Origin of the sequence: Corynebacterium breve (genome assembly GCF_030252165.1) — a bacterium.
Taxonomy (GTDB): domain Bacteria; phylum Actinomycetota; class Actinomycetes; order Mycobacteriales; family Mycobacteriaceae; genus Corynebacterium; species Corynebacterium breve.
In genome coordinates this window covers 1,603,454-1,626,797 of sequence record NZ_CP126969.1, presented here as the reverse complement: position 1 = coordinate 1,626,797, position 23,344 = coordinate 1,603,454, and the positions used below count along the sequence as shown (strand labels likewise).

The following is a 23,344-nucleotide window of genomic DNA, read 5'->3' as shown; positions in this document are numbered from 1 at the left end:
GCGGTGTGCCACAAGCATGACGCGAAAAGGATCCCCACATGACGACTACTCTGGCCGCACCAATTATCACCTGGCAGCCTGTCTGTGCTGCGCCCACTACATTCGTGCTCACGATTTCAGGCATGCCTGTCGCGCTGCGCGGCGAGGTGGAAGAGCTTATGGCCGTGTACCTGCCTCCAGCGGAAACATCGAATCTGCCCGGTCAAGACATCTGGGACATGACGTGGTTTACCCGCTGGCGGCGTGACAAGACGACGTTTGGCGCCCGCGCAGTAGCCTGCCGTGAAGTGCTGCAAGCGCCACGCGACGATATGAAACGATTCGAGCGCGTCGTCGCCAAGCTTGCCTCTGACTACGGTTTTAGCGCTACTCTTCGTCCGGCTTAGCGGTGTAGTGCCCATCGCCGAATGGGTCGAGGATGCGATCGGTGAGCTCTCCGATCGAGCCAATCGTCATGGTCGGGCGGTACGGGTAGCGTGCGATTTCGGCATCGTCGGCGATTCCGGAGCGCACCAGAATCGTTCGCATGCCTGCCTCTAGACCGGATTTCACATCGGTATCCATGCGATCACCGATCATCACAGTGCGTTCCGAGTGCGCGCCGATGTAGTTCAGAGCAGAACGCATCATCACGGGATTTGGCTTGCCGATGTAATAAGGACGCTTACCGGTTACCGCAGTAATCATTGCGGCGACAGCACCCGTGGCGGGTAGAACACCTTGCGGGCCAGGCGCCGACACGTCGGGGTTCGTGCAAATGAAGCGCGCGCCCCGATTGATCAAATTGCAGGCGGTGGTTAACGCCTCGAAGGAATACGTTCTAGTCTCGCCGAGAACAACGAAATCAGGATTGATCTCAGTGAAAATCCAGCCCGCCTCATGCAGTGCCGTGGTAAGCCCAGTTTCGCCGATCACGTATGCGGTAGACACGCTGACCTGCTGCGACAGAAACGACGCAGTTGCTGCAGCCGAAGTCCAAATACGCTCCGGCTCAATGTCGAGGCCCATCGCCATGAGTCGAGCGGACAGATCGCGCTGTGTGGACATGGAGTTGTTAGTCAGCACCATGAAGCGGATGTCATTGTCGCGCAGGGTTTGAATGAAGACGTCGGCACCAGGGATGAGCTCGCCCTCTTTAATGAGGACACCATCCATATCGGTCAGGTAGGAAATCGGGGCGTTCATACCCGTATTGTGCAACGGCTACGCGTTTTCCGCGAGGTAAGTGACGATATCATCCACGGTGACAAAGTTCTCCGCCGCTTCGTCGTCGATTCGCACATTGAACGTATCCTCCGCCCGTACGATGATCTCAATCATGGACAGCGAATCAATGCCCAACGACGCACGGGTCGAATCCGCAGTGACGGTTTCGGCATCGATGCCAGTGATGTCTTCGATAAGTTGTGCCACACGCCCAATTGTGTTGGACGCCGGGGGAGTGGCGGGTTCCTCCGGCAGTTCAAAGTTGAGACGCTGTGAAAGTTCCATGGGGCTTAGTCTAGTGCTACACCGGCTAGAATGAACCTTATGTACAATCCCGCCGTCTATGCCCGTGCCTTTACACCCGGCGGTCGTCGGAAAATTGCCCTCGCACGCGGCCGGCTGCATTCGGCGGAGCGAACTCCCGGCCTGACCAACCTCACCGAGCAGGGCATCGTGCTTAACGACGAAGTCCCCGTCCACTACTATGTTGTCGGCCCACACGATGCGCCGGTGACAGTCGTGTACGTTCACGGTTTTACGCTCGCGGCGGAGGCTTTTTACCAGCAGGTGGATCACCTTCGTGGCGAGAACATTAGGCAAGTACTGCTTGATCTGCGCGGTCACGGGCAAACCGGGGCAGTGCGTCCCGAAGGGTGCAGTATCGACGACGCCGCCGACGACGTGTGGACGGTGATGCAGGAATGCTCAGTGACTGGTCCCGTCATCGTCGTCGGACACTCGCTGGGCGGGCTAGTAGGGTTGAGCTTGATTCGGCGATACGCGGGCCAGTTTGAGCTTGCCGGCGCTGTGATGATCAACAGCTCGGTAGAAGAACTCAGCGATCAAGGGGTGCCCCAGATTCTTGCCACTCCACTGGCGCGTGCGGTCTATGACGCAGTGGAGGCGTCCCCCGAAGAAGCTGACGAGTTCCGCGACGACGTAACCAAGCTTCTTGCTCCGAGCCTGGCCATTGCGGTATTTCATCGTGAAACGCGCCGCGATCTGATCGAATTTCACGCAGCCATGATTCACGAAACCCCGCTGGAAACCTTTGTCGGCTACTTTGACGACTTGCAGATCCACAACGAACTCAACACCGGCCCATACCTCGAACAGGTACCCGGCTATATCATCGCCGGCGTTCACGACGACGTGACACCGTTGTCACAAGCAGAGCGGCTCCAAGAGATCTGGCCTTCCGCCTACCTACAAGTAATCCCAGGCGCCGGTCACATGCTCCCCCTAGAAACTCCTGCCACAGTGAGTACTGCGATCCTTCGATTGGTGCGCGATACTGTGCAGCGTGACGATTAGCCTGTATTTTCCTTTTTCGGGGCATTGGCTTGCGCGGAACTCGGATCGGCGGGACTGATTAATTCGGCCGATCTGCTCAATGCCTCCGCGGTGGAGATGGCGTTCATCGGTGGCGGACGAACCCAGCCGTGGATGCCGCAGGAGAATCAGCGCTTCGTCGTCTAACGAAAGGGTGGGCAAGCGCAAAACCCCTGGGAGTCCACAATGTGGACGGCCCAGGGGTTCGTCGATAAGCGAGAAACTAGACGCTCGTAGGATCGTCTAGCTTGAAGCGCTTCGCTGCTTCGTCTGCGACGGAGATGTCGATTTTTCCTTCGTTTGCCAGGCCGATCAGCGCAGCGACAACCATGGATTCCGCGTCGATGTTGAAGTAGCGACGCGCTGCCTCGCGGGTGTCGGAGAAACCGAAACCATCGGCACCCAGAACCAAGTACTCGCCTGGGACGTATGGGCGAATCTGCTCGTGCAGGTCGCTGGTGAAGTCGGAGGTCGCGATGTAAGGACCTTCGGTCTGCTTAAGCTGCTTGGTAACAAATGGCTCTTCAACATCGGCCGCTGGGTTGCGCAGCTTCTCTACCTTCTTCGCTGCGCCGTCGCGGGCGAGCTCGACCCAGGAGGTCACGGAGTAGACAGAAGCGCCGACGTTGAATTCGTCCTGCAGAATCTGCTGTGCCTTAAGCGCGAACTGCATGCCGACACCAGAAGCGAGAAGGGAAACGTTGTTGTCCTTGGACTCGCCCTTGTCGTAGAGGTAGATACCCTTGTGCAGGCCTTCCTCGTCCAGGTTCTCTGGAACCGGAGGCTGCGGGGTCGGCTCGTTGTACACGGTGATGTAGTACATGACGTTCTCGCCGCGATCTGGGCCGTACATGCGGTCGATGCCCTCGCGGATCAGGTAAGGGATCTCATAGGCGAACGACGGGTCATACTGGATGACCGCAGGGTTGGTAGAGGCGAGCACTGGGGAGTGTCCGTCCATGTGCTGCGTGCCTTCACCAAACAAGGTGGTGCGGCCGGCGGTAGCGCCGATGATGAAGCCTCGGGTGAGCTGGTCGCCCGCTGCCCAGAACACGTCACCGGTGCGCTGAAAACCGAACATCGAGTAGAAGATGTACATCGGGATCATTGGTTCGCCGTGGGTGGCGTAGGAAGTGCCGGCAGCGATGAAGGAAGCGGAAGAACCGTCCTCGTTGATGCCTTCGTGCAGGATCTGTCCGTCGGTTGCCTCGCGGTAGGACAGCATCAGATCGTGGTCCACTGGCACGTAGTTTTGGCCGTGTGGGTTGTAGATCTTCAGTGTTGGGAACCAAGAGTCAAGGCCAAACGTACGTGCCTCATCAGGGATGATCGGGACGATGCGCTTGCCGATCTCCTTATCGCGCATGAGAGCTTTGAATGTACGCACGAGCGCCATCGTGGTAGCAACTTCCTGCTTACCGGAACCCTTGAGCAGCGCCTTAAAGGACTGGATATCAGGGACCTCAAGCGGGGTGTACTGCTCGCGACGCTCAGGGAGGTAGCCTCCGAGCTCCTCGCGACGCTCCTTCATGTACTTGATTTCTTCCGCGTCCTCACCTGGGTGGTAGTACGGTGGCAAGTATGGATCCTTCTCCAAATCCTCATCGGAGATTGGAATCTGCTGCTTATCGCGGAACTGCTTCAGGTCTTCCAGAGTCAGCTTCTTCATCTGGTGGGTCGCGTTGCGGCCCTCGAAGTTGTGGCCTAGGCCGTACCCCTTAATCGTGTGCGCAAGGATCACGGTTGGCTTGCCCTTGGTCTCAAGCGCACGCTTGTACGCTGCGTACACCTTGCGGTAGTCGTGTCCACCGCGGCGCAGCGCCCAGATTTCTTCGTCGGTCATGTCCTCGACGAGCTTGCGGGTGCGCTCGTCGCGACCGAAGAAGTGCTCGCGGACGTATGCGCCGTCGTTTGCCTTGAAGGTCTGGTAGTCGCCGTCCTTGGTGGTGTTCATGATGTTGACCAGAGCACCGTCTTCGTCCTTCTCCAGCAGTGCGTCCCACTCGCGGCCCCAGACAACCTTGATTACTTCCCAGCCAGCGCCGGTGAAGAATGCCTCAAGCTCCTGAATGATCTGGCCGTTGCCGCGCACAGGGCCGTCCAGGCGCTGCAGGTTACAGTTGATCACGAATGTCAGGTTGTCCAGCTCGTACAGGGTTGCCATCTGGAGCAGGCCACGAGATTCCGGTTCGTCCATCTCGCCATCGCCGAGGAATGCCCAGACGTGCTGATCCTCGGTGTCCTTGATGCCACGGTCTTGCAGGTACTTGTTAAAGCGTGCCTGGTAGATCGCGTTCATCGGGCCGATACCCATCGACACGGTTGGGAACTCCCAGAACTCCGGCATGTCGTGTGGGTGCGGGTAAGACGGGATACCGCCCTGCGGGCGAGAAACCTGCTGGCGGAAGCCGTCCAGGTCGTCTTCGGACAGGCGACCTTCGAGGAAAGCACGTGCGTACATACCAGGGGAGGCGTGGCCCTGGAAGAAGATCTGGTCGCCGCCCTGGGATGCATCCTTGCCCTTGAAGAAGTGGTTAAAACCAACCTCGTAGAGAGGAGCGGCACCCGCGTAGGTGGAAATGTGTCCACCGACCTCAATTCCTGGGCGCTGCGCGCGGTGGACCATGATGGCTGCATTCCAGCGCATCCAGCGACGGTAGCGCTTTTCGATTTCCTCATCGCCCGGGAAGTCAGGTTCAATCTCGGTTGGGATTGTGTTGACTAGGTCGGTCGAGGTCAGCGAAGGCAATGGCACACGTTTTGCCGACGCGCGCTCGAGCAGGCGAAGCATGAGATAGCGGGCTCGTTCAGGCGAAGACTCATCGAGCAATCCATCCAACGAATCCATCCATTCGCGAGTCTCTTCAGGATCAGTATCGTGCAAATACGACGCGACACCGTCGCGAATCAGGGGAAAGTTAGAGTCGGCGTTCTGAGCATTTTGGTCAGCCATGAACAAACCTCCAAAAAATCGGGAGAATAGTGTTCCTCCAGAATACTGACTTTTGCCAATTCGTGTATCAAGTGACTGCGCAAACACGCCACCTGCAAAATCAAGCCAAAACAAGAAAACGTTTCAGAGCCACGGTATCCTTTTCTATGTTCGTAGAATTTTTCAAGGAGGCCATACACTGTGGGCGCCACAGGTGTCGAAGATTACGCAAAGCAGCTCGGTATCGAGGGCGATCACATCGTCCAGGAGCTGGGTTGGGATGAAGACGCAGACTCATCGATCTCCGAGGCAATCGAAGATGCCATCGGTGATTCGCTTCTCGACGAAGACACAGACGAACTGTGCGACGTCGTTCTACTGTGGTACCGCGCTGAAGACGGGGACCTTGTGGATTCGCTGATGGATGCCGCGCGCAACCTCGACGAGGAAGGGCGCATCTGGCTGCTGACCCCTGCTGCAAACAAGCCTGGGTCCGTAAACCCGGGCGAGATTTCCGAATCTGCCCAGCTTGCAGGTCTTGTGCAGACCAAGGCTGATCGGATCGGCACTTGGCAAGGTTCATGCCTTGAAGCCGGCGGACGTTAAGGCTTAGAAACATTCTTTGAACTGGCGTTTTGTTATCTCAGTTCATTGCGTGTTAAAGTCTTTTCCAACGCGCCGTTAGCTCAGCTGGAAGAGCAACTGGTTTACACCCAGTAGGTCGGGGGTTCGATCCCCTCATGGCGCACCAGGTCAGACCCCCTTTCCGGCAAAACGGGAAGGGGGTCTTACGCATTTGCACGACACTCCCACGACATGCCAGGGTTATGCGACAAAATGTGTGTCCGGGGCTGTTACCCCGTGTCGGGGTTAGGTTCCTATCCATCCTTTCTGTACGCCTAGGTTGTGGCTGTACTCGGTTGGGATAGCGTTGTCGTAGAGAGCTGGTCGTCCTGTTTGCTGGTCGGCTTGGTTTTCGTTGCGGGGCGTGGTGTTAACTTTGGCGAGTGCATCGCGCCCCCAGTTTTGTTCTTTGGCTATTTCGGTGGGTGGTCTGGGCTGTTCGGTGTGCAGATGCAGCCACCATTCGAGCATTCTTCTTTGTCGCTCACCTGCTCTTCCGCGGTGTAGTCTTGTCAGTAGTTTGAGCTGTGAATTGATCGCTCCTTCCAGGTGGTTGGTCGTTGATACCCATTCAAATCCGCTGGTCGTTGGCGTATCTGGCGGTTGGAGGAAAGCAAACAACCATTGCTGCCGGGAAAGGTGTGTCAGGCTGTTGTAGGCCTTGCGCACGGATAGGTGCGTGTATTCACGCTTGCCGGTGGTGATGTTGAGTGTCTTTTCGTCCATCCAGCTTCGGTAGACGGTGTTGAATTGTTGCAGGTGGGCGGTCCATTGCGCCGCTTGGCCAATCGTGCGTACGCGTGTGAGGTCGAGTGCAAGCTTGTAGATTGCTTTGCCAGCATCGGTGCGTGGTTGGGAGGTGACGTACCTGCGAACGACGCGTTGGGCATGGACAAGGCATCGTTGGATGTGGGTTGTTGGCCAGGTTCGTTTGATTGCAGAGTACGCACCGCGACCACCATCGAGTACCACCATGAGGGGAGGTTGTAGTGGCTCTAGAAGTTGCTGATAGGCCGCAGTTGTTTCGTATCGTGCCCATACCCAATTGAGAACGTAGTTGCGTGTGGCGGCGATGAGAAGACATCCGGCTCCTGTGTAGGTTCCGTCGATAAAGACCTGGTCGTAGATGCGGAAGTTGTCGCACTCGTGTGGGATATCGATAAACCAGAACGTGCGAAACCTGCGTTCAAGGCTTCGTTTGTTTATCCCTTTTGTATCGGCGGCTTCTTGCATGGATTGTTTGCCGCAGATGCAGTCGATGAAGACCGCGAAATCTGAACTTAGCCGTTTGTCCGGTCGGGAGTGAGACGCTGAAGCGCCGCACTGTTTGTTCTTGCAACGCCAGCGTACCGTGCCTTTTGACGTGGTTTCATTACGTTTGGTTGGCCCGTGACATACCGGGCAGTGAGGTCGGTTTTTGCTCATCCGTTAAGGGAACCGAACCCACTACCACACGACTACAACCAGGTCCGGGATTGAACGACTCCGAGGTATTTATAAGGGGCAGATCATTATAAACCCACCATTTTTGACCAAGGAGCTGGGCAAACACCAGTTCACTGGACACACATTTTGTCGCATAACCCTTTGGGCGCGTTCGGGTTCTGCCGTTCGGGATTTAGGATATGCATAGGAACGCATAGCCTCTCTACCTGGCGAGATTCTGTGGCAAGTAATTGCACGATGGGCAAAACCCGAATAGCAAATCCCGAACAGCCGGGTATCGCCGTCGCGCCGCGGTCGATGAGAATTGGTTAGAAGCACTCGGCAACCTTCGAGCGGGTTCGGAGAATCACCTGGTGGCCTACAAGCGCGCGGTGCTACGGGCCAATGGCGGCAGAGGTGGCCCGTGGTGGAGGAACTAGTGCGCCTCTAGCTCAGCCTCGACGGCGGCGCGGAAGTTTGTTGCGTATGCTTCCTGCTCGTTGACCCACACTGTCACTGGGTGGGTGTGGTAGGCAGCTTCAAAGGTATACGCAGTCCTTCCCGGGCACGACACTGCGGAAGCAAATTTGGCCTCGGCTTCGACATCACCGAAGTCGGGGTCAAGTTCGTAGGAAATGTCATGGACGTCCCACTCGCCCTTGCGAAAGCGGAGTGAGCCGTGGTTGGGAGTATCTGGATCGGGAAACACGACGAGATCAATGATGTAGACATCGGACCCAGCTGCTGTGGCAACTTCGTCCAAGTACTCGACCAAGTCTTCAGGAGTCGCGCGGACTTTGTCATTATCGTCCACGTAGACGTGGCTGAAAATCAATTCCTCTGAAGGGTCGCGTAGCGCCATCATGGTAGTCAGCGGGCGACGACGGAACATGTCGAGATCGTCCAGCACGGCGTCTTCGATGTCGGCGAGTTCAACTGCTGGCTTCGGCTCAATATCCACGCGCTCCAATGTTGTAAGGCACGCGGATATGAGGCGCTCGCCTGCGTCAGCGAGTTCGTTGCTTGGTGTGGTAACCCCTGCAAAACGGGTCGGTGCAGGTGCTTCGGCCTGTGCAGGAGCCTGCGCAGAATTCTCGACTGTCTGTTCTGCAGCGTTATCTTCAGTTTCTTCCGAGCCGAAAAGGCGCTTCCAGAAGTTCATGCTGTACCCGCTTCTTCCCTAAATTCGTTCTTGGTTCTTCTTCGCGTTCCGATCCCAATGATTCTTCCTAGCATCACCATAGCGGTTTCGCATGCGTTGTGACTGCACCGTCGATTCAGCCGGTACGGGTGTCGGAAGATCCTCAGGGTGCGGGTCGAGACCCGTGGCAGAGGAATCGTCGTTAAGCGATGCGTTGAGTTCGGCTTCTTCCTCGCGCACTCGACGACGTTCCTTGACTTCTGACCAGATGAAATACAACAGGCCGATCGGGGCCATTACTCCGAAAGCGATCCACTGCAGACCGTAGGACAGGTGGTTGCCGCGTTCGAGCTGGGGCAGCGGCATGGGGTTGAGTACGCCGGGCTGCTCTGGGGACAGTTGGACCAGCGGTTCCGCGATGTCAGTGCCTGTTAGCTGCGCGATTTGCTCGGTATTGATCGAGTACACCTGCTGCTTGCCTTCGTCGATTAACGGCGCGTTGTGGTGGACACCTTCGTCGACACGCAAGAGACCAGATACGGTGACCTGGGAGGTAGGCGCTGGCGTGAGATCACCGATCTTGGTGCCATCGACGGCCGGCACCCAGCCGCGGTTGACCAAAATGATAAGTCCGTTGTCAGTCTCAAAGGGAGTGAGAGCCTGGTACGCAGGGTGCGTTTCCACAGGGCGCAGACGCAGGAGGACTTCATCGTCCGGGAGGTAGCGCCCCGTCATGGTCACGCGGGACCACTCGGTGTCACGGTCGAAGGTGCCATCGGCAGCTACGAGGTCCGTAACTGGGACGGGATCGACCTCGAAGGCGTGCTCGATGCGCTCGTTGCGTTCGACGATTGCCTCATTCTTGCCCAACTGCCAGGGGGCCAAAAATGTAAAGGCGAAGTAGGAGAAGATCACAATCAGCACGGCTGTGAGAATCCAGCCGGGTGTTAGGAATTTTCTCCACCAGGATTTCGTATTAGTGCGCCTCACACTCACCCACTGTACCGCTGGTTACAGCTGGGACCGAACCCACTCAACGATGCCCGGCGCAGCCGCCTCGATCTGTTCGCGAGTAACGGCAAATCCTTCTGGGCCACCGTAATAAGGGTCCTCTACGCTCGCTTGGTCTGGCGCAGCGGGGTCGAAGGAACGCAGGAGGCGGATCTTTTCTTCTGGGATACCCCGCGCGACAAGCTGTGAAACATGGCCGGTGTCGAGCGCGATCAGGAGGTGAGCGTCGAGGTCTTCGGGGCCGATCTGGCTTGCACGGTGAGCAGATCCGTCATAACCGTTGTCGCGCAGCTCTTTCAGTGCCCGCTCGTCGGCGGGGTTGCCAACATGCCAGCTTCCGATGCCGCAGGAGGAGACCTTGACTTGCTCGGCCAAACCAGCCTTGTCCAGCGCGTCGCGGACGATGACCTCCGCCATCGGGGAACGACAAATATTTCCGGTACAGACGAAATCGAGATGCAGCATGAGTTAGAAATTCCTTACGATCTGGTCAAGTTCTTGCAGTGTACGGGCTACGAAATCGGCGTCGTCCCACTCTGGTTGAGTGCCGTAGCCCCACGTCACAATTGCGGTGGGAACACCGAAGGCAGCGGCTCCGTCGATGTCGTGGTGACGATCACCAATCATCAAGATCTTTTCGTTGTCAAGATCTACATTGTCGAAAACATACTGGATTACAGCTTCCTTTGTGCGCCTTGTGCCATATTCTTCAGCGGCACCGAGGAATTCAAAGTACTCCATGAGTCCTTCGCGCTCAAGAATCGCACGGGCGAACCCCTCGCCCTTTGACGTCGCCGTTACCATGCGAAATCCATCGTTATGCCATGCAGCGAGGAGATTTCGGATCCCAGGGAACGCGCTTGCATCGGCCCAGCCGCCGTCGCGGGTGAACGACATGTACGCCTCGAAAGCCTCGCGAACGGTGTCATCGGCCATTCCTAAGCTACTGAGAGTCGTTTCCATTGGTGGGCCGGCGATGCGCGAAACTACGTCGTCAGATGGGTGTGGCCAGCCGACGGAATCGAGGGCGTGGAGAAATCCTGCACGGATACCGGGGAAGGAGTCAATGAGCGTGCCATCAACGTCAACTAATAAGACAGTCACGCTATTCAGCATCCCACAGTTCCGCGCCAATGGCGTGTCGTGAGCGTGTTCTAGGATGGGACGCATGACAACAGTAGGCGATGTAATCAATGTTCTGGACGCAGCGTATCCACCACATTTGGCTGAAAGCTGGGATGCTGTCGGACTAATTTGTGGCGACCCAACCGACGAAGTCACCCGCGTCGCTTTTGCTTTGGACCCTACTCAGGCTGTTGCAGAGCGGGCAGTGGAACTTGGGGCACAGATGCTCGTGGTACACCATCCGCTACTACTTCGCGGTGCCACGTCAGTTGCGGCCGACACTCCCAAGGGCAAGGTTATTCACACTTTGCTCAAGGGAGGGTGTGCCCTTTTCGCAGCACACACTAACGCTGATTCTGCCCGCCCTGGTGTCTCCGACAAGCTTGCCGAACTGATCGGCATCACCCCTGGTCGCCCCATCAAAATCGTTGACCCGCAAATTAAAGACAAGTGGGGTGCACACATCCCGCCGGCCAATGTCGACGAAGTCATGCAGGCGCTGTTCCACGTCGGTGCTGGCCGGATCGGGAATTACTCAGAGTGCGCATTCCGGATTGAAGGCCAAGGCGGTTTCACCCCGCTGGAGGGCGCAGATCCGACAGACGGGGTTGTCGGCAAGCACTACGCCGCCCCGGAAACTCGCGTTGAATTTGTCGCGGATTCCCGCTTGCGCACCTTGCTTATCGACGAACTCCGTCGCGTGCATCCCTACGAGGAGCCAGCCTTCGACATTGTGGTGATGGAAGGCGATGCTGATATAGAACGCGCGACTGGATTGGGCCGGATCGGCGAGCTGGCACAGGCGATGACGTTGCGGGAGTTTACCCAGCAGGTAGCCAACGCCTTGCCCGAAACCGCGTGGGGAGTTCGCGCCGCGGGGAACCCTGACCAGCTAGTTAAGCGTGTGGCAGTGTCGTCAGGATCAGGTGACAGCTTCCTTGACGATGTACGCAAGCTTGGTGTCGATGTGTATGTCACCAGTGATTTGCGCCATCACCCAGTGGATGAGCATCTGCGTGCAGGTGGTCCAGCGGTGATCGATACAGCGCACTGGGCCAGCGAATTTCCCTGGACCACCCAGGCAGAAGGTATAGTTGCTGGTCTTGGGGTAGAAACCGAGATCATTTCTTTGCGCACCGATCCATGGACTGTATCTGCCCATCCTGAAAACTAGAAAGAGACGTTAGACCATGAAACTTGCTCCCGAACTGCACAGTCTTTTACTGGAATTAGCTACGGCAGAACGCGCCGTGAACCAACCCGACCGAGTCAGCCCAGAGCAACAGGAACTAGACAAGCTCATTGCCGATCGTGCACGCATGGCTGACGCAGCGTCCTCCGCTCAGCTCGCACTTGGCGACATGGAACTGGAAATCCTGCGTATCCAAGAAGACGAGCGCAAGTTGAAAAAGCGAGAGCTCGACGACAAACGCCAGCTCTCCGCCGAGACTGACCCAGAGCGCAGGAAGGACCTGGAGCATGACCGTTACGCTGCAAAGTCTCGCATTGCTGACCTCCTTAGCGAGCTGAAAGAGGCCCACAACGAAATCTCCGCGCTGCGCAACAATGTGGACGTGCATGGCGCACGCCTTGACGAACTCGACCGCAAGATCGAGTTGGCCAAGCGCGCAGCGGAATCAGCACCCACGCCGGAAGCACCAAAAGACCCCGCCGAGTTGCGTGTACAACTCCCCGCAGATGTCCTTTCACTTTTCGACGATGTCTCCGCTGCAACCTACAACGGCCGGATGTGCGGAGGTTGCTTCTTGCAGCTCCCACCCTCAGAACGCGCCGAAGTAGAAGCCGTGCCCGCCGACGAACTAGCCACCTGCCCGAACTGCGGAACGATTCTCATCCGATGAAAGTAACGATGTACGCCGACGGCGGTTCGCGGGGCAACCCGGGCATCGCTGGATCAGGAACGGTGCTGTACGACGATGCCGGCAATACTTTGGACGAAATCGTCTACGTCGTCGGCAAGAAATCCACCAACAACGTCGCCGAATACCACGGGCTGGTCCGTGGGCTTGAGCGCGCCCGTGACCTAGGCGCCACGGACGTAGATGTCTACATGGACTCCAAGCTTGTGGTCGAGCAGATGTCAGGGCGCTGGAAGATCAAGCATCCTGACATGCAAAAACTTGCGCTTGAGGCTCAAAAGATCGCACAGGACCTCAATTCGGTGACCTACACGTGGGTGCCCCGAGCCAAAAACAAAAAGGCAGACGAGCTATCAAACCTGGCGATGGATGAGGCCGCCAAGGGAACCGCACAAGGTGTCGTCGAAAAGTACAGCCTGTACAACTCTCCAGCGCAGGACAATGCCGCACCGCAGGCTGCACCCCGTTTAGCAGGCCCAACCGATGCGCCTACTCACGAGGTAGGTACCCATAGTCAGTGGTACGGCAAGGACGAAAGCCCGACTAGGTTTGTGCTCTTGCGCCACGGGCAGACCGAGCATTCGGCAGAACACCGCTACTCGGGATCCTCTGACCCAGTGCTCACCGAAACAGGCAAGGAGCAGGCGAGGGCAGCAGCTGCACAGATCGCGGCGACCGAAAAGATTGACATCATCGTTTCCTCGCCGATGACTCGTGCGCAGGAAACGGCACACCTTTGCGCAGAGGCGCTCGGCCTAGCTGTCGAGATTGTGGACGATCTGCGCGAGATGGACTTTGGAGTCTTCGATGGCCTGACCATGGCGGAATCGGTAGCGCGATACCCAGAAGAGCACGCGGAATGGCAGCGCAACACAGCCAAGGCACCCCCGCGAGGGGAGTCAATCCAAACGATGCATCGGCGGGTAACCCGCGCGCGACTAAAACTACAGGAACGCTACCCAGGTAAAACCGTGCTGGTAGTCACTCACGTCACCCCAGTGAAATCTTTTATCCGCCAAGGGTTGGCATCGAGCGCAGAGACTTTTTCGCGGCTTTTCCTCGACTTGGCATCGATAAGCGTGGTGGAGTTTTATACAGAGAGCGCCGTAGTACGTCGTGTGAACGAGACAGCACACCTGATTAATTAGGGAAATGCGCTGCAAAGAGCGTAAAGTTGGGCCTCGCGAATGAGCTGGCCGGGTGATCGCGGCTCCCCGAACTCCATACGAATGTAGGGAAGCGGGGGTCGAGGAAAGTCCGGACTCCACAGGGCACGGTGGTTGCTAACGGCAACCCGAGGCAACTTGCGGGAAAGTGCAACAGAAAGTAGACCGCCCACGGGCAAACGTGGGTAAGGGTGAAAGGGTGCGGTAAGAGCGCACCGGCGCGCGTGGTGACACGCACGGCCAGGTAAACCCCACTGGGAGCAAGGCAAGAAACTGCGCACACTGCGCGGTTATTCGGACGCTACGAGGCTGCCCGCCCAAGTCCGAAGGTAGCTGCTTGAGACACTCAGCGATGGGTGATCCAGATGGATGATCGCCGCCCGAAAGGGCACAGAATCCGGCTTACAGGTCGGCTCATTCGCCCATTTTTTGGCATACTGGCCTGTTATGAAGTTGTATGCCGCGCCCCTGAACTTTCGCCCAATCGCGAAAGAGTTCAAGATCCCCACTTCATTTAGCCCTGAGCTGCATGAAGCGGCCGCCAACGCCCGCGACCAGTTCGCAGACTCACGCCGAGACGCGCGCGACGTTCCTTTCGTCACCATCGACCCCGTGGGGTCAAAAGACCTTGATCAAGCTGTCTTCATCGAGCGCTCGGGGGACGGATATCGTGTGTTGTACGCAATCGCCGACGTTGCGGCGTTTGTTGCGCCAGGCTCATTGCTTCGCGACGAATCCATTGTGCGCGGGCAAACAATCTACCTGCCAGATGAACCTGCGCGATTGCATCCGGAGGAACTGTCAGAAGACTCGGCATCTTTGCTGCCTGACGTGGATCGGCCTGCTGTGCTGTGGACTTTCCAGCTCGCAGCCGACGGCGAAATCGATGACGTTTCCGTTGAACGCGCCACTATTCATTCCGTTGCGCGCTTGGACTATGACCACGTGCAAGCTGAGCTAGACCAAGGAAGAATCCACCCTTCGATCGAGCTGCTTCCCGAGGTAGGCAAGCTTCGCCAAGAGTCGTCGCTTCGCAGAGACGCGATTAACCTGCGACTTCCCTCGGTGCGTGTGGAAGACACCAAAGATGGCGAGTATGAGCTGCAAATTGAGCCGCGGCATCCGATCATGGATTACAACTCCGAGATCTCCTTGCTCACCGGCATGGCTGCGGGCCAGATGATGCAGTCTGCAGGCCACGGCTTCCTGCGCACGCTCCGACCTGCGGGGCGCGAGGCCGAAGCAGAGTTCCGCCGTGAGGTCAACGCTCTTGGCTACGAGCAAAACAGTATGCCCATCGGCCAGTTCTTGGCCCAGATCGATTCGGACACCCCGCGCGGAATGGCAGTCATGCGAGAAGCCCAGAAGCTTTTGCGTGGCTCCGGCTATGTCGATCTCGAGTCCAAAGATGCTGAGGTACACGCAGGGATCGGCGGCTACTACTCGCACGTCACCGCGCCTTTACGACGACTCATCGACCGCTACGCTTCAGAAGTTTGCTTGGCGATCTCTGGTGGCTATGAGGTTCCACAGTGGGTGAAAGACGACGCGGCAGCCGTGGTGAAGTCGATGGGGCGGACATCGCAATTGGCGAACACAGTGGACAAGGCATGTTTGAATCTGACGGAAGCCACGGTGCTGCAGCCCTGGGTGGGGCACAATTTCGATGGCGTGATTTTGCAGTCCGACCCGACGAAGTCGGTGGCACGCGTGTTCATCTCCGATCCTCCGGTGCTGGGCCAATCGTTGGGACATCCAGAGGAAGGCATCGAGACCAAGTTGTCACTTATCCGTGCGGATGTGGAGACTCGTGAAGTGACGTTCGCCTGGCCCGCAGACTAATCAAGCAATGTCAGCCCTCGGGCTGATCCTTGAGCCCTGCCACATCACCCGTCATGATCTCGATTACGTGGAATCCGTCATCGGCGAGGTCGGCGGCAAAGCTATCTGCCTTCGGCACCGGCACGTACGCGATGACTGCTTGGCTCATTCCGGCTGCGGAAGGGCGAGCCGCCGCAGCTCCGCGTAGGTTGAGCAGCTGGACAAGCTCGTCGGGAGTGTCCAAACCGTGGAAGTCCTCCGGGGTGTTGAGCAGGGCGAACAAGTCGTTGGTGTGACGGGAACGCAATGCCTTGGCGGCTGCGAGTGCACGCAGTGTCTCGTTTTCGCAGAAGGTAAGCCAGCGGTTGGCCTCGTCCAACGTAGGGGTGTCTTCGACGCCATGTACCTGGTGCACTGCCTCCAACCACTCGATGACGCGGACAGTGGCATCCGGAATGGTCCGCAAAGAGTCAGTGCCGAAATTCTGGCACGCATTGGTGATGAAATCACGGCGCGTGGAAATCAACTCGGCTTGGGAGTCATCAGCATGGCCGATGTCCTTGGTCACTGCAAAAATGCGCACGCCTGCGCGCTTCGGGTGTGGCGCCTGGGTGACGGAATCGTCGGCGTAGTCGACCACAGAAACGGTGTCGTGGATGCCTCGCAATACCGCGGTGTGGCGCGCACGCAGCACCGGCATGGAGGAAAACTGATCCACGGCCTGGGTGCATACTTCGGCGAGGCGAGCGCGTTGGGGAGCTTCGTCCAAGTCCTCATTGTCGGCCTGCAGCGCCAACGCAAGAGCGGCATCGGCTGCGTACATCGAACCCAAACCGATGCCCAACGGAATGTCGGAGTCAATCGTGATGTCCATGCCGGAGGTATCGCGCGAGAGCATCTGGCGGGTAATCAGAGTATGTACGATTCCCGCGAAACGAGTGGCCATGGTGCGCTCAGGGATGTCGCCGACTTCGTCGAATTCGGCGTGCTGAGCTTGGGCGATCGCTGCCACATCTGCAAGGGTCGTTTCCTCAGTGACTTGTTCGGCACCTGGCGCTGTGAAAGTAACGCGCACGGTGTCGTCGTCACGCAACGAATAGCATGCAGCGGAACGCAGCGACGACAGCCCCACGATGGTCACACCACCGTAGTGGTCAACGTTTTCGCCGATGACAACCCAGGTAGCCGGGGCATCAGCGACTTGAACTGGCGCGTTTCCGGTGATGTCGTGATGCATCGCTACGATGCGCTCAGCAGGGGAGGTTTCTGGTGAAGTCCACATAGGCATGGCCCCACAATAGCAATCGCACGGGTACCATGGGCGCCACTAACCGGAACTATCAAGGAGGCATCATGGCTGACGAGAAGTACTTCTACAACCCAAAGACCGGCGAAGTGACCCAGGGCAAGGAAGGCAGCTGGGATGACCGCATGGGGCCGTACGACACGGAGCAGGAAGCCCGCGACGCGCTCAAGATTGCCGAGGCACGCAACCAGCAGGCGGAGGCCCAAGAAGAGGCTGACGACGACTGGGGCCAGCCTGCGGCCTGGGAGAAGAACTAGAGCTTCTTAAAACCGCGCTTGATATCGGCAACAACGTCGTCGTAGCCCTCAAGGGCCGCGGCGGCGTTGTCCATTTCACGCTGGTATAGCATGCCGTAGGCAAAGGTGTCCTCGCCGCGCTCGCGGGCATCCTGTGCCAGATCTGCAAGGCGGTCGCGCGCGGTGACGGCATCTTGGAAGTCACCCAGCAGCGATTGCAGGCTCTTGCACGACCTCGCGAGCTTGCCGGTCTTGAGCTTCTTGGATGCTTCGCCCACGGCCTCGGCGGCATAACGCAATTTCTTCGCGGTCTTGCGCATGTCGTGGACGTAGTCCTCGCGCTGGTGCAGCGGTAGCTCCAGATCACCGTAGTTATCCACCACTCGTTGGTGGCGCTTCATCAACTTCTTGTATGCCTCGGCGAGGTGGTCATACAAGACCTCGGAAGGCTTGGCCGGCTTGCCACCTGACTCCTCGCCCTCGGCAACCTCAGCGGTGGGGTCAACCACCGGTGGATGGGCGATCAACTGATCGATCGTGTCAAGCAGCGCGAGATAGCGATCGGAGTTCAGCGTGTCCACGATTCGTGCGTGCGCCTCGTTATATTCCGCACGCATGTCGTCCTTGATGTGAGCGGCCGCGGTGTCGTCGATAAGCCCGGTTGCATCGGAATCGAGAAGGTCGTGGAAGCGCTCCTCGACAACCTCGGCATCGCGTGCCTCACCCAAAATGCGCGCAAGTTCCTTGAGCTCGTCTTCGATGTAATCTAACTCATCGGAAACCAAGATGCCCTCAAACGTTTCGAGGTGGCTACGCAGCTCGCGAGTGGCCACGCGCATCTGGTGCACGGAGTCCCACTCGTCGCGACGCACACGCGGATCCCAGCTGATTAGGGAGTCGCGGTTCGCTCGCAGTGCCTCGACCACAGCAAACGCCGGATCACCCTCCGGCAGCAGGATCCCGGCCAGGTGCGGCGGCAGGGGAGCGTTCTCCTGCGAGCGACCCAATGCCGAAACAAGCTTGCTTGGCGACGACGATACGCGCGCTCCCTGCGCAATCAGGTACGTGGTGGCCTGGCGAATGAGCTCGGTGCCTTCTTCGGTGCCCGGCATCTCACCAGCAAGCTCGACCTCCCATTCACGCCACGAGGTGCGCTCGCCACCAGGGAGCAGCGACCACGCAGTGACATGGTCATCGCAGAACTCCGCGACCGGGGCATCGTCAGCGTTGAGCAGGATCGATTCGACGCGACGGTTGTCTACCTGCGCGATCGGCTCCAATGGTGCGGTGCGAACGATCGCGCGGATGTTGGACATAATCTCATCCGGGATCTGGCTCGGCTCGGTCAGCGGCGCTGCAAGCTCGATGCGGCCAAGGTCGCTAGGAAGCTTGATGTGCCAGCCGTCATCCTTGCCACCAGTGCGACGACGCAGCGTAATCTTCGAGCGTGTCAACCGGAGATCAGCGGTGTCGTAGTAGATCGCGGAGAGATGATGCTCAACCGTCTCGCCGATCTTCTCGACTGCTGGCAGGGTGGTGAGCTCCGGAGCCGCCGTAGTTTCGTCGATGGCAAACTTCGCCTCGACCTCCAAGAAACGTGGGGTAGTCATCTGTGACCTTCCTAGGGTAGTTTTCTTCAATCTTAGCCCTCTGTTCCCGCTACAGTCGGTAGGTATGAACAGTCAACAGGAATTTGTGCTCAGTGCCGTCGAAGAGCGAGATATTCGTTTCATCCGCCTCTGGTTTACCGACATCGCTGGCTCCCTCAAGACAGTCATGATGAGCCCAATCGAGCTGGAAGCCGCCTTCGAAGAAGGCGTTGGATTTGATGGCTCGTCCATTGAAGGGTTCACCCGCATCTCGGAGTCCGACACGTTGCTACTTCCGGATCCGTCGACGTTTCAGGTCATGCCTTTCGACCTCGATGACCCTGATCTCCAGACCGCGCGCATGTTCTGCGATATTTCGATGCCGGATGGCAATCCGGCCTACGTAGATCCGCGCCAGGTCTTGCGCCGCCAGGTGACCCAGGCTGCCGAGGAGGGTTTTACCTGCATGGCCAGCCCCGAGATTGAGTTCTATGTCCTCGACGAGTCCAGTGGCATCCCGCTGCCAGCTGACACCGGTGGTTACTTCGACCAGGCCAATCAAAACGTTGCGCCGAAGTTTCGTCGCCAAGCAATGCTTGCCCTTGAGGCGATGGGGATCGCGACGGAGTTCTCCCACCATGAGACCGCGCCGGGACAACAGGAAATTGACTTGCGTCACGCCGACGTGCTCACGATGGCAGACAATGTGGTTACCTTCCGCTACTTGATCAAGAACGTGGCACATCAGTCTGGCGTGCGAGCGACATTTATGCCTAAGCCATTTGAGAAGTTTGCGGGATCTGCGATGCACACGCACGTCTCGCTGTTCGAAGGCGACACTAACGCATTCCACGATCCTGACGACGAGATTTCGTTGTCCACCACAGGCAGGCAGTTCATCGCGGGCATCCTGGAACACGCGCATGAGATTTCCGCGGTGACCAATCAATGGGTGAACTCATATAAGCGTCTGCAGTTTGGTTCCGAGGCTCCAACCGCGGTGACGTGGGGAATTTCCAACCGTTCGGCGCTGGTCCGCGTGCCTACGTACCGCTTGCACAAGCCGGAGTCGCGTCGTGTTGAGGTGCGTTCATTGGATTCGGGCGCGAATCCGTACCTCGCCTACGCTGCGGTGTTCGCCGCGGGGCTCAAGGGCATTCGCGAAGGTTATGAGCTCGGGGATCCCGCCGAGGATGACGTGTTCGCGTTGACTCGTCGTGAGCGACGCGCCATGGGCTACCGCGATTTGCCGTCCTCGCTGGACGAAGCGCTGCGCCACCTAGAGAAGTCTGAGTTCATGGCAGAAGTTCTCGGCGAGCAGGTTTTCGAGTTCTTCCTGCGCTCGAAATGGGATGAGTGGCATGAATACACCTCGCAAGTAACCGAGTGGGAAATCGCCACCAACCTGGATTTGTAAAGGAGGACGTCATGGCTGCCGCTCCGCGTTCAACTCTCCCGTCACCTGCGGCCTTAGGCTTGACTGGTGCCAACGCCACAGAGGACCTAGAAGTTCTGGGGTGGGACGATCCGGCAATCCGCTGGACGCTCGCGGGTTCGGGCGATCCGGACCTTGCGCTCAACACGGCAAGGCGTGTCATGGAAAATCTGGGAGCAGGCTATTCGGAGTTGCGCGAAGCATTGCTTAACGACGACACCGTGCGCGTCAGATTTATGGCGCTCATCGGCGGCTCGACAGCACTCGGTGATCACCTTGCGGCACACCCGGAACTGTGGCGAGAGTTTGGCAAGCCGCGTCCCAGCCGTGGCGAGATTTTTCACCACATGCTTTCTGCTGTGTCCGCTGCGCCGGAGCCATGGTGCGTTGGAACACCAGAATTGGATCGAGAGGGTACCTACCGCGCCGCCATCACCGGCACCGAGGCCAAGAAGGCTCTGCGTTTCGCCTACCGCACCTTGATGATGCGGATTGGTGCTGCGGACTTGGCAGGAACCTTTGCCGCCCGCAAAGGCCACGGCGGTGAGCACAAGGAGCTGGATTACACCACAGTCACTGGTCTTCTCACCGATGCTGCCGACGCAGCACTGACCGCTGCGCTCGCAGTGGCAGTACGCGGAGTGTATGGCGACGATGAGGTTGATAGCCAGCTTGCGATCATTGCGATGGGCAAATGTGGCGCCCAAGAGTTGAACTACATCTCCGACGTGGACGTCATCTTCGTTGCCGAGCCAGCCACTCCGAAAGCCACACGATTGGCTTCAGAATTCAACCGGATTGGCTCTTCGTGCTTCTTCGAGGTCGATGCAAACCTGCGTCCCGAAGGCAAGTCCGGTGCGTTGGTGCGCACTCTGGATTCCCACATTGCCTATTACAAGCGGTGGGCAGAGACCTGGGAGTTCCAAGCGTTGCTCAAGGCTCGCCCGATGACGGGACACATTCCGCTGGGGCAGAAATACAAGGACGCAGTTGACCCGATGGTGTGGGAGGCCAGCCAGCGCGAATCCTTCGTGGACGATATCCAAGCGATGCGTCGGCGTGTGCTGGAAAACGTCCCCGGCGATATGCGCGAGCGCGAGCTGAAACTCGGTTCCGGTGGCCTGCGCGACGTAGAGTTCGCGGTTCAGCTGCTGCAGCTGGTCCACGGGCGAATCGACGAATCCTTGCGCGTGCTTAACACCATCAAGGCCCTCGAAGCTCTGTCTGGCGGGGGATACATCGGACGCGAAGACACCAAGAGTCTGATCGCCGCCTACGAGTTCCTCCGGTTGCTTGAGCACAGGCTGCAGCTCCACCGCTTCCGTCGCACACACACGCTGCCTGCTATCGACGACACGCACAACCGCAAATGGTTGGCGGCAACCGCCGGATTCGCGGCGACGACTAAACGCACTGCTACAAAAGAGCTGGAACAACACCTGAAAAAGGTCCGTCGGATTGTCTCCGACCTGCACGCAAAGCTTTTCTACCGCCCGCTGCTGAACACCGTGGTCACGATGTCGGTGGGCGAGGCGAGTTTGTCGCCAGAGGCCGCGAAACTCCAGCTTGCCGCGCTGGGTTACCTGCACCCAGACCGTGCTTTCGAACACCTGACGGCCCTAGCCAAGGGAGCATCGCGCAAGTCCAAGCTCCAAGCAATTCTCTTGCCAACGCTGATGGAATGGCTGGCAGAAACAGCGGACCCAGACGCCGGATTGTTGAACTACCGCAAGCTTTCCGATGCGGCTTTCGACCGCACCTGGTTCCTACGCATGCTTCGCGACGAAGGTATCGTCGGCCAGCGCCTCATGCATATCTTGGGCACCTCGCCGTACACCGCGGACCTTATTATCCGCGCCCCGGATGTGGTGAAGATGCTCGGCGATGGCGCGAAGGGCCCGAAGCTTCTTGATACCGCTCCCGATCAGGTGTTTAAGGCGCTCGTGGCGTCGTCGAAACGTCATCAGGATCCAGACAAAGCCGTGAACGTGGCTCGCGCGCTGCGCCGCACGGAACTCGCCCGGATCGCAGCTGCCGACCTGCTCGATTTTATGGACGTGCGCCAGGTGTGCGAGGAGCTGACCTGGGTGTGGGACGCGGTGCTTGAGGCGGCACTGCGCGCCGAAATCCGCGCAGATCTCCTAGCGCATGACTACGACGAGCCGCTCGCCCGCATCGCGGTGATCGGCATGGGGCGACTCGGAGGCAAGGAACTGGGCTATGGGTCCGATGCCGATGTCATGATCGTCGCTGAGCCCGTCGATGGTGTCGACGAGCATGATGCACTGACGTGGGCGACCCGCATCATCGATCAAATGCGCAGGCGCTTGTCCAAGCCTTCCGGCGACCCGCCGCTAGAAGTTGATCTGGGGCTTCGGCCAGAGGGCCGATCCGGTGCGGTTGTGCGAACGATCAATTCCTACGAGCGCTACTACAGCGAATGGGGCGAGGTGTGGGAGAAGCAGGCCCTGCAGCGAGCCACGTTGGTTGCAGGTGATGCGGACGTAGGCGAGCAGTTCTTGCTCATGATTGATCAATTCCGGTATCCCAAAGCGGGTGCGACGGCAGCCGATATCCGCGAGATCCGCCGCATCAAGGCGCGTGTAGATAATGAACGCCTGCCTCGAGGTGCGGACAAAAACACCCACACGAAGCTGGGGCGCGGTGCGCTTTCAGATATCGAGTGGACGGTGCAGCTGCTCACGATGATGCATGCACACGAGCATCCTGAACTGCACAACACATCCACGTTGGAGGTGCTGGACTTCTTAGCCTCGGACAAGGCCAACAACATCATTGAGCCACTACAGGTGAGGACCCTGCAAGAGGCGTGGCTGATGGCAACCAACGCACGCAACGCCTTGGTGTTGGTGCGCGGCAAGCGAACTGATCAACTACCAACCCCAGGGCCACTATTGGCACAGGTGGCTGGTGCCGCCGGCTTTGATCCGCATCACAACCAAGATTTCCTCGAAGAGTATTTACGTCTCACCCGACGCAGCTACGCGGTAGTGGAGGAGGTTTTCTGGGGTGAAGCGCCAACGCACGAGTTTGCAGAATAGAATTTCAGGGTTTACCCCGATGTGCGTTTAAGCAGGTCAGCGTAGGCTGAGGT

The 23,344-nt window shown here is 58.3% G+C and carries 21 protein-coding genes, 1 tRNA gene and 1 other RNA gene; 13 read left to right on the top strand and 10 right to left on the bottom strand.

The window, feature by feature from the left end:
• The first annotated feature begins 38 nt into the window (after nt 1-38).
• Nucleotides 39-386, top strand: a complete 348-nt coding sequence (locus QP027_RS07900) for a hypothetical protein (RefSeq protein WP_284823858.1) — start codon at nt 39-41, stop codon at nt 384-386.
• Here the strand turns inward: QP027_RS07900 and QP027_RS07895 are convergent.
• Nucleotides 367-1,185 carry an HAD-IIA family hydrolase gene (locus QP027_RS07895; RefSeq protein WP_284823856.1) on the bottom strand — a complete coding sequence of 273 codons (819 nt, stop codon included), beginning with the start codon at nt 1,183-1,185 and terminating at the stop codon, nt 367-369. The genes QP027_RS07900 and QP027_RS07895 overlap by 20 nt on opposite strands.
• An 18-nt stretch (nt 1,186-1,203) precedes the next feature.
• Nucleotides 1,204-1,491 carry an acyl carrier protein gene (locus tag QP027_RS07890; RefSeq protein WP_284823854.1) on the bottom strand — a complete coding sequence of 96 codons (288 nt, stop codon included), beginning with the start codon at nt 1,489-1,491 and terminating at the stop codon, nt 1,204-1,206.
• A gap of 30 nt (nt 1,492-1,521) precedes the next feature.
• Between QP027_RS07890 and QP027_RS07885 the strand changes: the two genes are divergently transcribed.
• Nucleotides 1,522-2,520, top strand: coding sequence for an alpha/beta fold hydrolase (locus QP027_RS07885; RefSeq protein WP_284823852.1), 999 nt, complete (start codon nt 1,522-1,524; stop codon nt 2,518-2,520).
• A 24-nt stretch (nt 2,521-2,544) separates the two neighbouring features.
• Nucleotides 2,545-2,685, top strand: a complete 141-nt coding sequence (locus tag QP027_RS07880; protein WP_284823851.1) for a hypothetical protein — start codon at nt 2,545-2,547, stop codon at nt 2,683-2,685.
• A gap of 76 nt (nt 2,686-2,761) precedes the next feature.
• Here the strand turns inward: QP027_RS07880 and aceE are convergent, their stop codons facing one another.
• Nucleotides 2,762-5,491 carry a pyruvate dehydrogenase (acetyl-transferring), homodimeric type gene (aceE, locus tag QP027_RS07875; RefSeq protein WP_284823849.1) on the bottom strand — a complete coding sequence of 910 codons (2,730 nt, stop codon included), beginning with the start codon at nt 5,489-5,491 and terminating at the stop codon, nt 2,762-2,764.
• 180 nt (nt 5,492-5,671) lie between these two features.
• Between aceE and QP027_RS07870 the strand changes: the two genes are divergently transcribed.
• The gene (locus QP027_RS07870; RefSeq protein ID WP_284823846.1) at nt 5,672-6,076 is read left to right on the top strand and encodes a DUF3052 domain-containing protein; all 405 of its coding nucleotides are present in this window, start codon (nt 5,672-5,674) and stop codon (nt 6,074-6,076) included.
• Nucleotides 6,077-6,145: 69 nt separating this feature from the next.
• Nucleotides 6,146-6,221: transfer RNA gene (locus QP027_RS07865), tRNA-Val, on the top strand.
• Nucleotides 6,222-6,340: 119 nt separating this feature from the next.
• Here QP027_RS07865 and QP027_RS07860 read toward each other — a convergent pair.
• From QP027_RS07860 to QP027_RS07840, 5 genes are all read right to left on the bottom strand, one after another.
• Complete coding sequence (locus QP027_RS07860) at nt 6,341-7,519, bottom strand: IS1249 family transposase (protein ID WP_284823844.1); 1,179 nt, start codon at nt 7,517-7,519, stop codon at nt 6,341-6,343.
• 436 nt (nt 7,520-7,955) lie between these two features.
• Entirely contained in the window at nt 7,956-8,681 is a 726-nt protein-coding gene (locus tag QP027_RS07855; RefSeq protein WP_284823842.1) for a hypothetical protein, read from the bottom strand.
• Nucleotides 8,682-8,699: 18 nt separating this feature from the next.
• The gene (locus QP027_RS07850) at nt 8,700-9,584 is read right to left on the bottom strand and encodes an SURF1 family cytochrome oxidase biogenesis protein (RefSeq protein WP_284823840.1); all 885 of its coding nucleotides are present in this window, start codon (nt 9,582-9,584) and stop codon (nt 8,700-8,702) included.
• An 87-nt stretch (nt 9,585-9,671) separates the two neighbouring features.
• Nucleotides 9,672-10,136 (bottom strand): low molecular weight protein-tyrosine-phosphatase, encoded by a 465-nt coding sequence (locus tag QP027_RS07845; RefSeq protein ID WP_284823839.1) that lies wholly within the window; start codon nt 10,134-10,136, stop codon nt 9,672-9,674.
• A 3-nt stretch (nt 10,137-10,139) separates the two neighbouring features.
• On the bottom strand, nt 10,140-10,775 hold the full coding sequence (locus tag QP027_RS07840) for an HAD-IA family hydrolase (RefSeq protein WP_284823838.1): 636 nt from the start codon (nt 10,773-10,775) through the stop codon (nt 10,140-10,142).
• A gap of 64 nt (nt 10,776-10,839) precedes the next feature.
• Between QP027_RS07840 and QP027_RS07835 the strand changes: the two genes are divergently transcribed.
• The 5 genes from QP027_RS07835 to QP027_RS07815 all read left to right on the top strand — a co-directional run bounded on the left by QP027_RS07835 (nt 10,840) and on the right by QP027_RS07815 (nt 15,684).
• Nucleotides 10,840-11,970 (top strand): Nif3-like dinuclear metal center hexameric protein, encoded by a 1,131-nt coding sequence (locus QP027_RS07835; protein ID WP_284823837.1) that lies wholly within the window; start codon nt 10,840-10,842, stop codon nt 11,968-11,970.
• A 16-nt stretch (nt 11,971-11,986) separates the two neighbouring features.
• Nucleotides 11,987-12,658 (top strand): zinc ribbon domain-containing protein, encoded by a 672-nt coding sequence (locus tag QP027_RS07830; RefSeq protein WP_284823836.1) that lies wholly within the window; start codon nt 11,987-11,989, stop codon nt 12,656-12,658.
• Complete coding sequence (locus tag QP027_RS07825) at nt 12,655-13,824, top strand: bifunctional RNase H/acid phosphatase (protein ID WP_284823834.1); 1,170 nt, start codon at nt 12,655-12,657, stop codon at nt 13,822-13,824. Before QP027_RS07830 ends, QP027_RS07825 begins: the two co-directional genes overlap by 4 nt.
• A 40-nt stretch (nt 13,825-13,864) precedes the next feature.
• An RNA gene (gene rnpB, locus QP027_RS07820) (RNase P RNA component class A) lies at nt 13,865-14,263 on the top strand.
• 26 nt (nt 14,264-14,289) lie between these two features.
• Nucleotides 14,290-15,684, top strand: a complete 1,395-nt coding sequence (locus QP027_RS07815) for an RNB domain-containing ribonuclease (RefSeq protein ID WP_284823833.1) — start codon at nt 14,290-14,292, stop codon at nt 15,682-15,684.
• Nucleotides 15,685-15,694: 10 nt separating this feature from the next.
• On the opposite strand, the gene QP027_RS07810 is transcribed toward QP027_RS07815, so the two are convergent.
• The gene (locus QP027_RS07810; protein WP_284823831.1) at nt 15,695-16,951 is read right to left on the bottom strand and encodes a galactokinase; all 1,257 of its coding nucleotides are present in this window, start codon (nt 16,949-16,951) and stop codon (nt 15,695-15,697) included.
• A gap of 65 nt (nt 16,952-17,016) precedes the next feature.
• On the opposite strand from QP027_RS07810, the gene QP027_RS07805 reads away from it, so the two are divergent.
• Nucleotides 17,017-17,226 carry a hypothetical protein gene (locus tag QP027_RS07805; protein ID WP_284823829.1) on the top strand — a complete coding sequence of 70 codons (210 nt, stop codon included), beginning with the start codon at nt 17,017-17,019 and terminating at the stop codon, nt 17,224-17,226.
• On the opposite strand, the gene QP027_RS07800 is transcribed toward QP027_RS07805, so the two are convergent.
• Complete coding sequence (locus tag QP027_RS07800; protein WP_284823828.1) at nt 17,223-18,815, bottom strand: CYTH and CHAD domain-containing protein; 1,593 nt, start codon at nt 18,813-18,815, stop codon at nt 17,223-17,225. The genes QP027_RS07805 and QP027_RS07800 overlap by 4 nt on opposite strands.
• 64 nt (nt 18,816-18,879) lie before the next feature.
• Between QP027_RS07800 and QP027_RS07795 the strand changes: the two genes are divergently transcribed.
• Nucleotides 18,880-20,211, top strand: a complete 1,332-nt coding sequence (locus tag QP027_RS07795) for a glutamine synthetase family protein (protein WP_284823826.1) — start codon at nt 18,880-18,882, stop codon at nt 20,209-20,211.
• 11 nt (nt 20,212-20,222) lie between these two features.
• A complete protein-coding gene (locus QP027_RS07790) occupies nt 20,223-23,291 on the top strand; it encodes a bifunctional [glutamine synthetase] adenylyltransferase/[glutamine synthetase]-adenylyl-L-tyrosine phosphorylase (RefSeq protein WP_284823824.1) in 3,069 nt (1,022 codons plus the stop codon).
• Nucleotides 23,292-23,344: the final 53 nt, after the last annotated feature.

Excerpts from the sequence above, each read along its gene's own strand:
- QP027_RS07835 (WP_284823837.1), top strand. The coding sequence starts at position 10,840 with ATGACAACAGTAGGCGATGTAATCAATGTTCTGGACGCAGCGTATCCA.
- QP027_RS07825 (WP_284823834.1), top strand. The coding sequence starts at position 12,655 with ATGAAAGTAACGATGTACGCCGACGGCGGTTCGCGGGGCAACCCGGGC.
- QP027_RS07855 (WP_284823842.1), bottom strand. The coding sequence starts at position 8,681 with ATGAACTTCTGGAAGCGCCTTTTCGGCTCGGAAGAAACTGAAGATAAC.
- QP027_RS07845 (WP_284823839.1), bottom strand. The coding sequence starts at position 10,136 with ATGCTGCATCTCGATTTCGTCTGTACCGGAAATATTTGTCGTTCCCCG.
- QP027_RS07795 (WP_284823826.1), top strand. The coding sequence starts at position 18,880 with ATGAACAGTCAACAGGAATTTGTGCTCAGTGCCGTCGAAGAGCGAGAT.
- QP027_RS07900 (WP_284823858.1), top strand. The coding sequence starts at position 39 with ATGACGACTACTCTGGCCGCACCAATTATCACCTGGCAGCCTGTCTGT.
- QP027_RS07890 (WP_284823854.1), bottom strand. The coding sequence starts at position 1,491 with ATGGAACTTTCACAGCGTCTCAACTTTGAACTGCCGGAGGAACCCGCC.
- QP027_RS07860 (WP_284823844.1), bottom strand. The coding sequence starts at position 7,519 with ATGAGCAAAAACCGACCTCACTGCCCGGTATGTCACGGGCCAACCAAA.
- QP027_RS07805 (WP_284823829.1), top strand. The coding sequence starts at position 17,017 with ATGGCTGACGAGAAGTACTTCTACAACCCAAAGACCGGCGAAGTGACC.
- QP027_RS07790 (WP_284823824.1), top strand. The coding sequence starts at position 20,223 with ATGGCTGCCGCTCCGCGTTCAACTCTCCCGTCACCTGCGGCCTTAGGC.
- QP027_RS07810 (WP_284823831.1), bottom strand. The coding sequence starts at position 16,951 with ATGCCTATGTGGACTTCACCAGAAACCTCCCCTGCTGAGCGCATCGTA.
- QP027_RS07800 (WP_284823828.1), bottom strand. The coding sequence starts at position 18,815 with ATGACTACCCCACGTTTCTTGGAGGTCGAGGCGAAGTTTGCCATCGAC.
- QP027_RS07885 (WP_284823852.1), top strand. The coding sequence starts at position 1,522 with ATGAACCTTATGTACAATCCCGCCGTCTATGCCCGTGCCTTTACACCC.
- QP027_RS07815 (WP_284823833.1), top strand. The coding sequence starts at position 14,290 with ATGAAGTTGTATGCCGCGCCCCTGAACTTTCGCCCAATCGCGAAAGAG.
- aceE (WP_284823849.1), bottom strand. The coding sequence starts at position 5,491 with ATGGCTGACCAAAATGCTCAGAACGCCGACTCTAACTTTCCCCTGATT.
- QP027_RS07895 (WP_284823856.1), bottom strand. The coding sequence starts at position 1,185 with ATGAACGCCCCGATTTCCTACCTGACCGATATGGATGGTGTCCTCATT.
- QP027_RS07830 (WP_284823836.1), top strand. The coding sequence starts at position 11,987 with ATGAAACTTGCTCCCGAACTGCACAGTCTTTTACTGGAATTAGCTACG.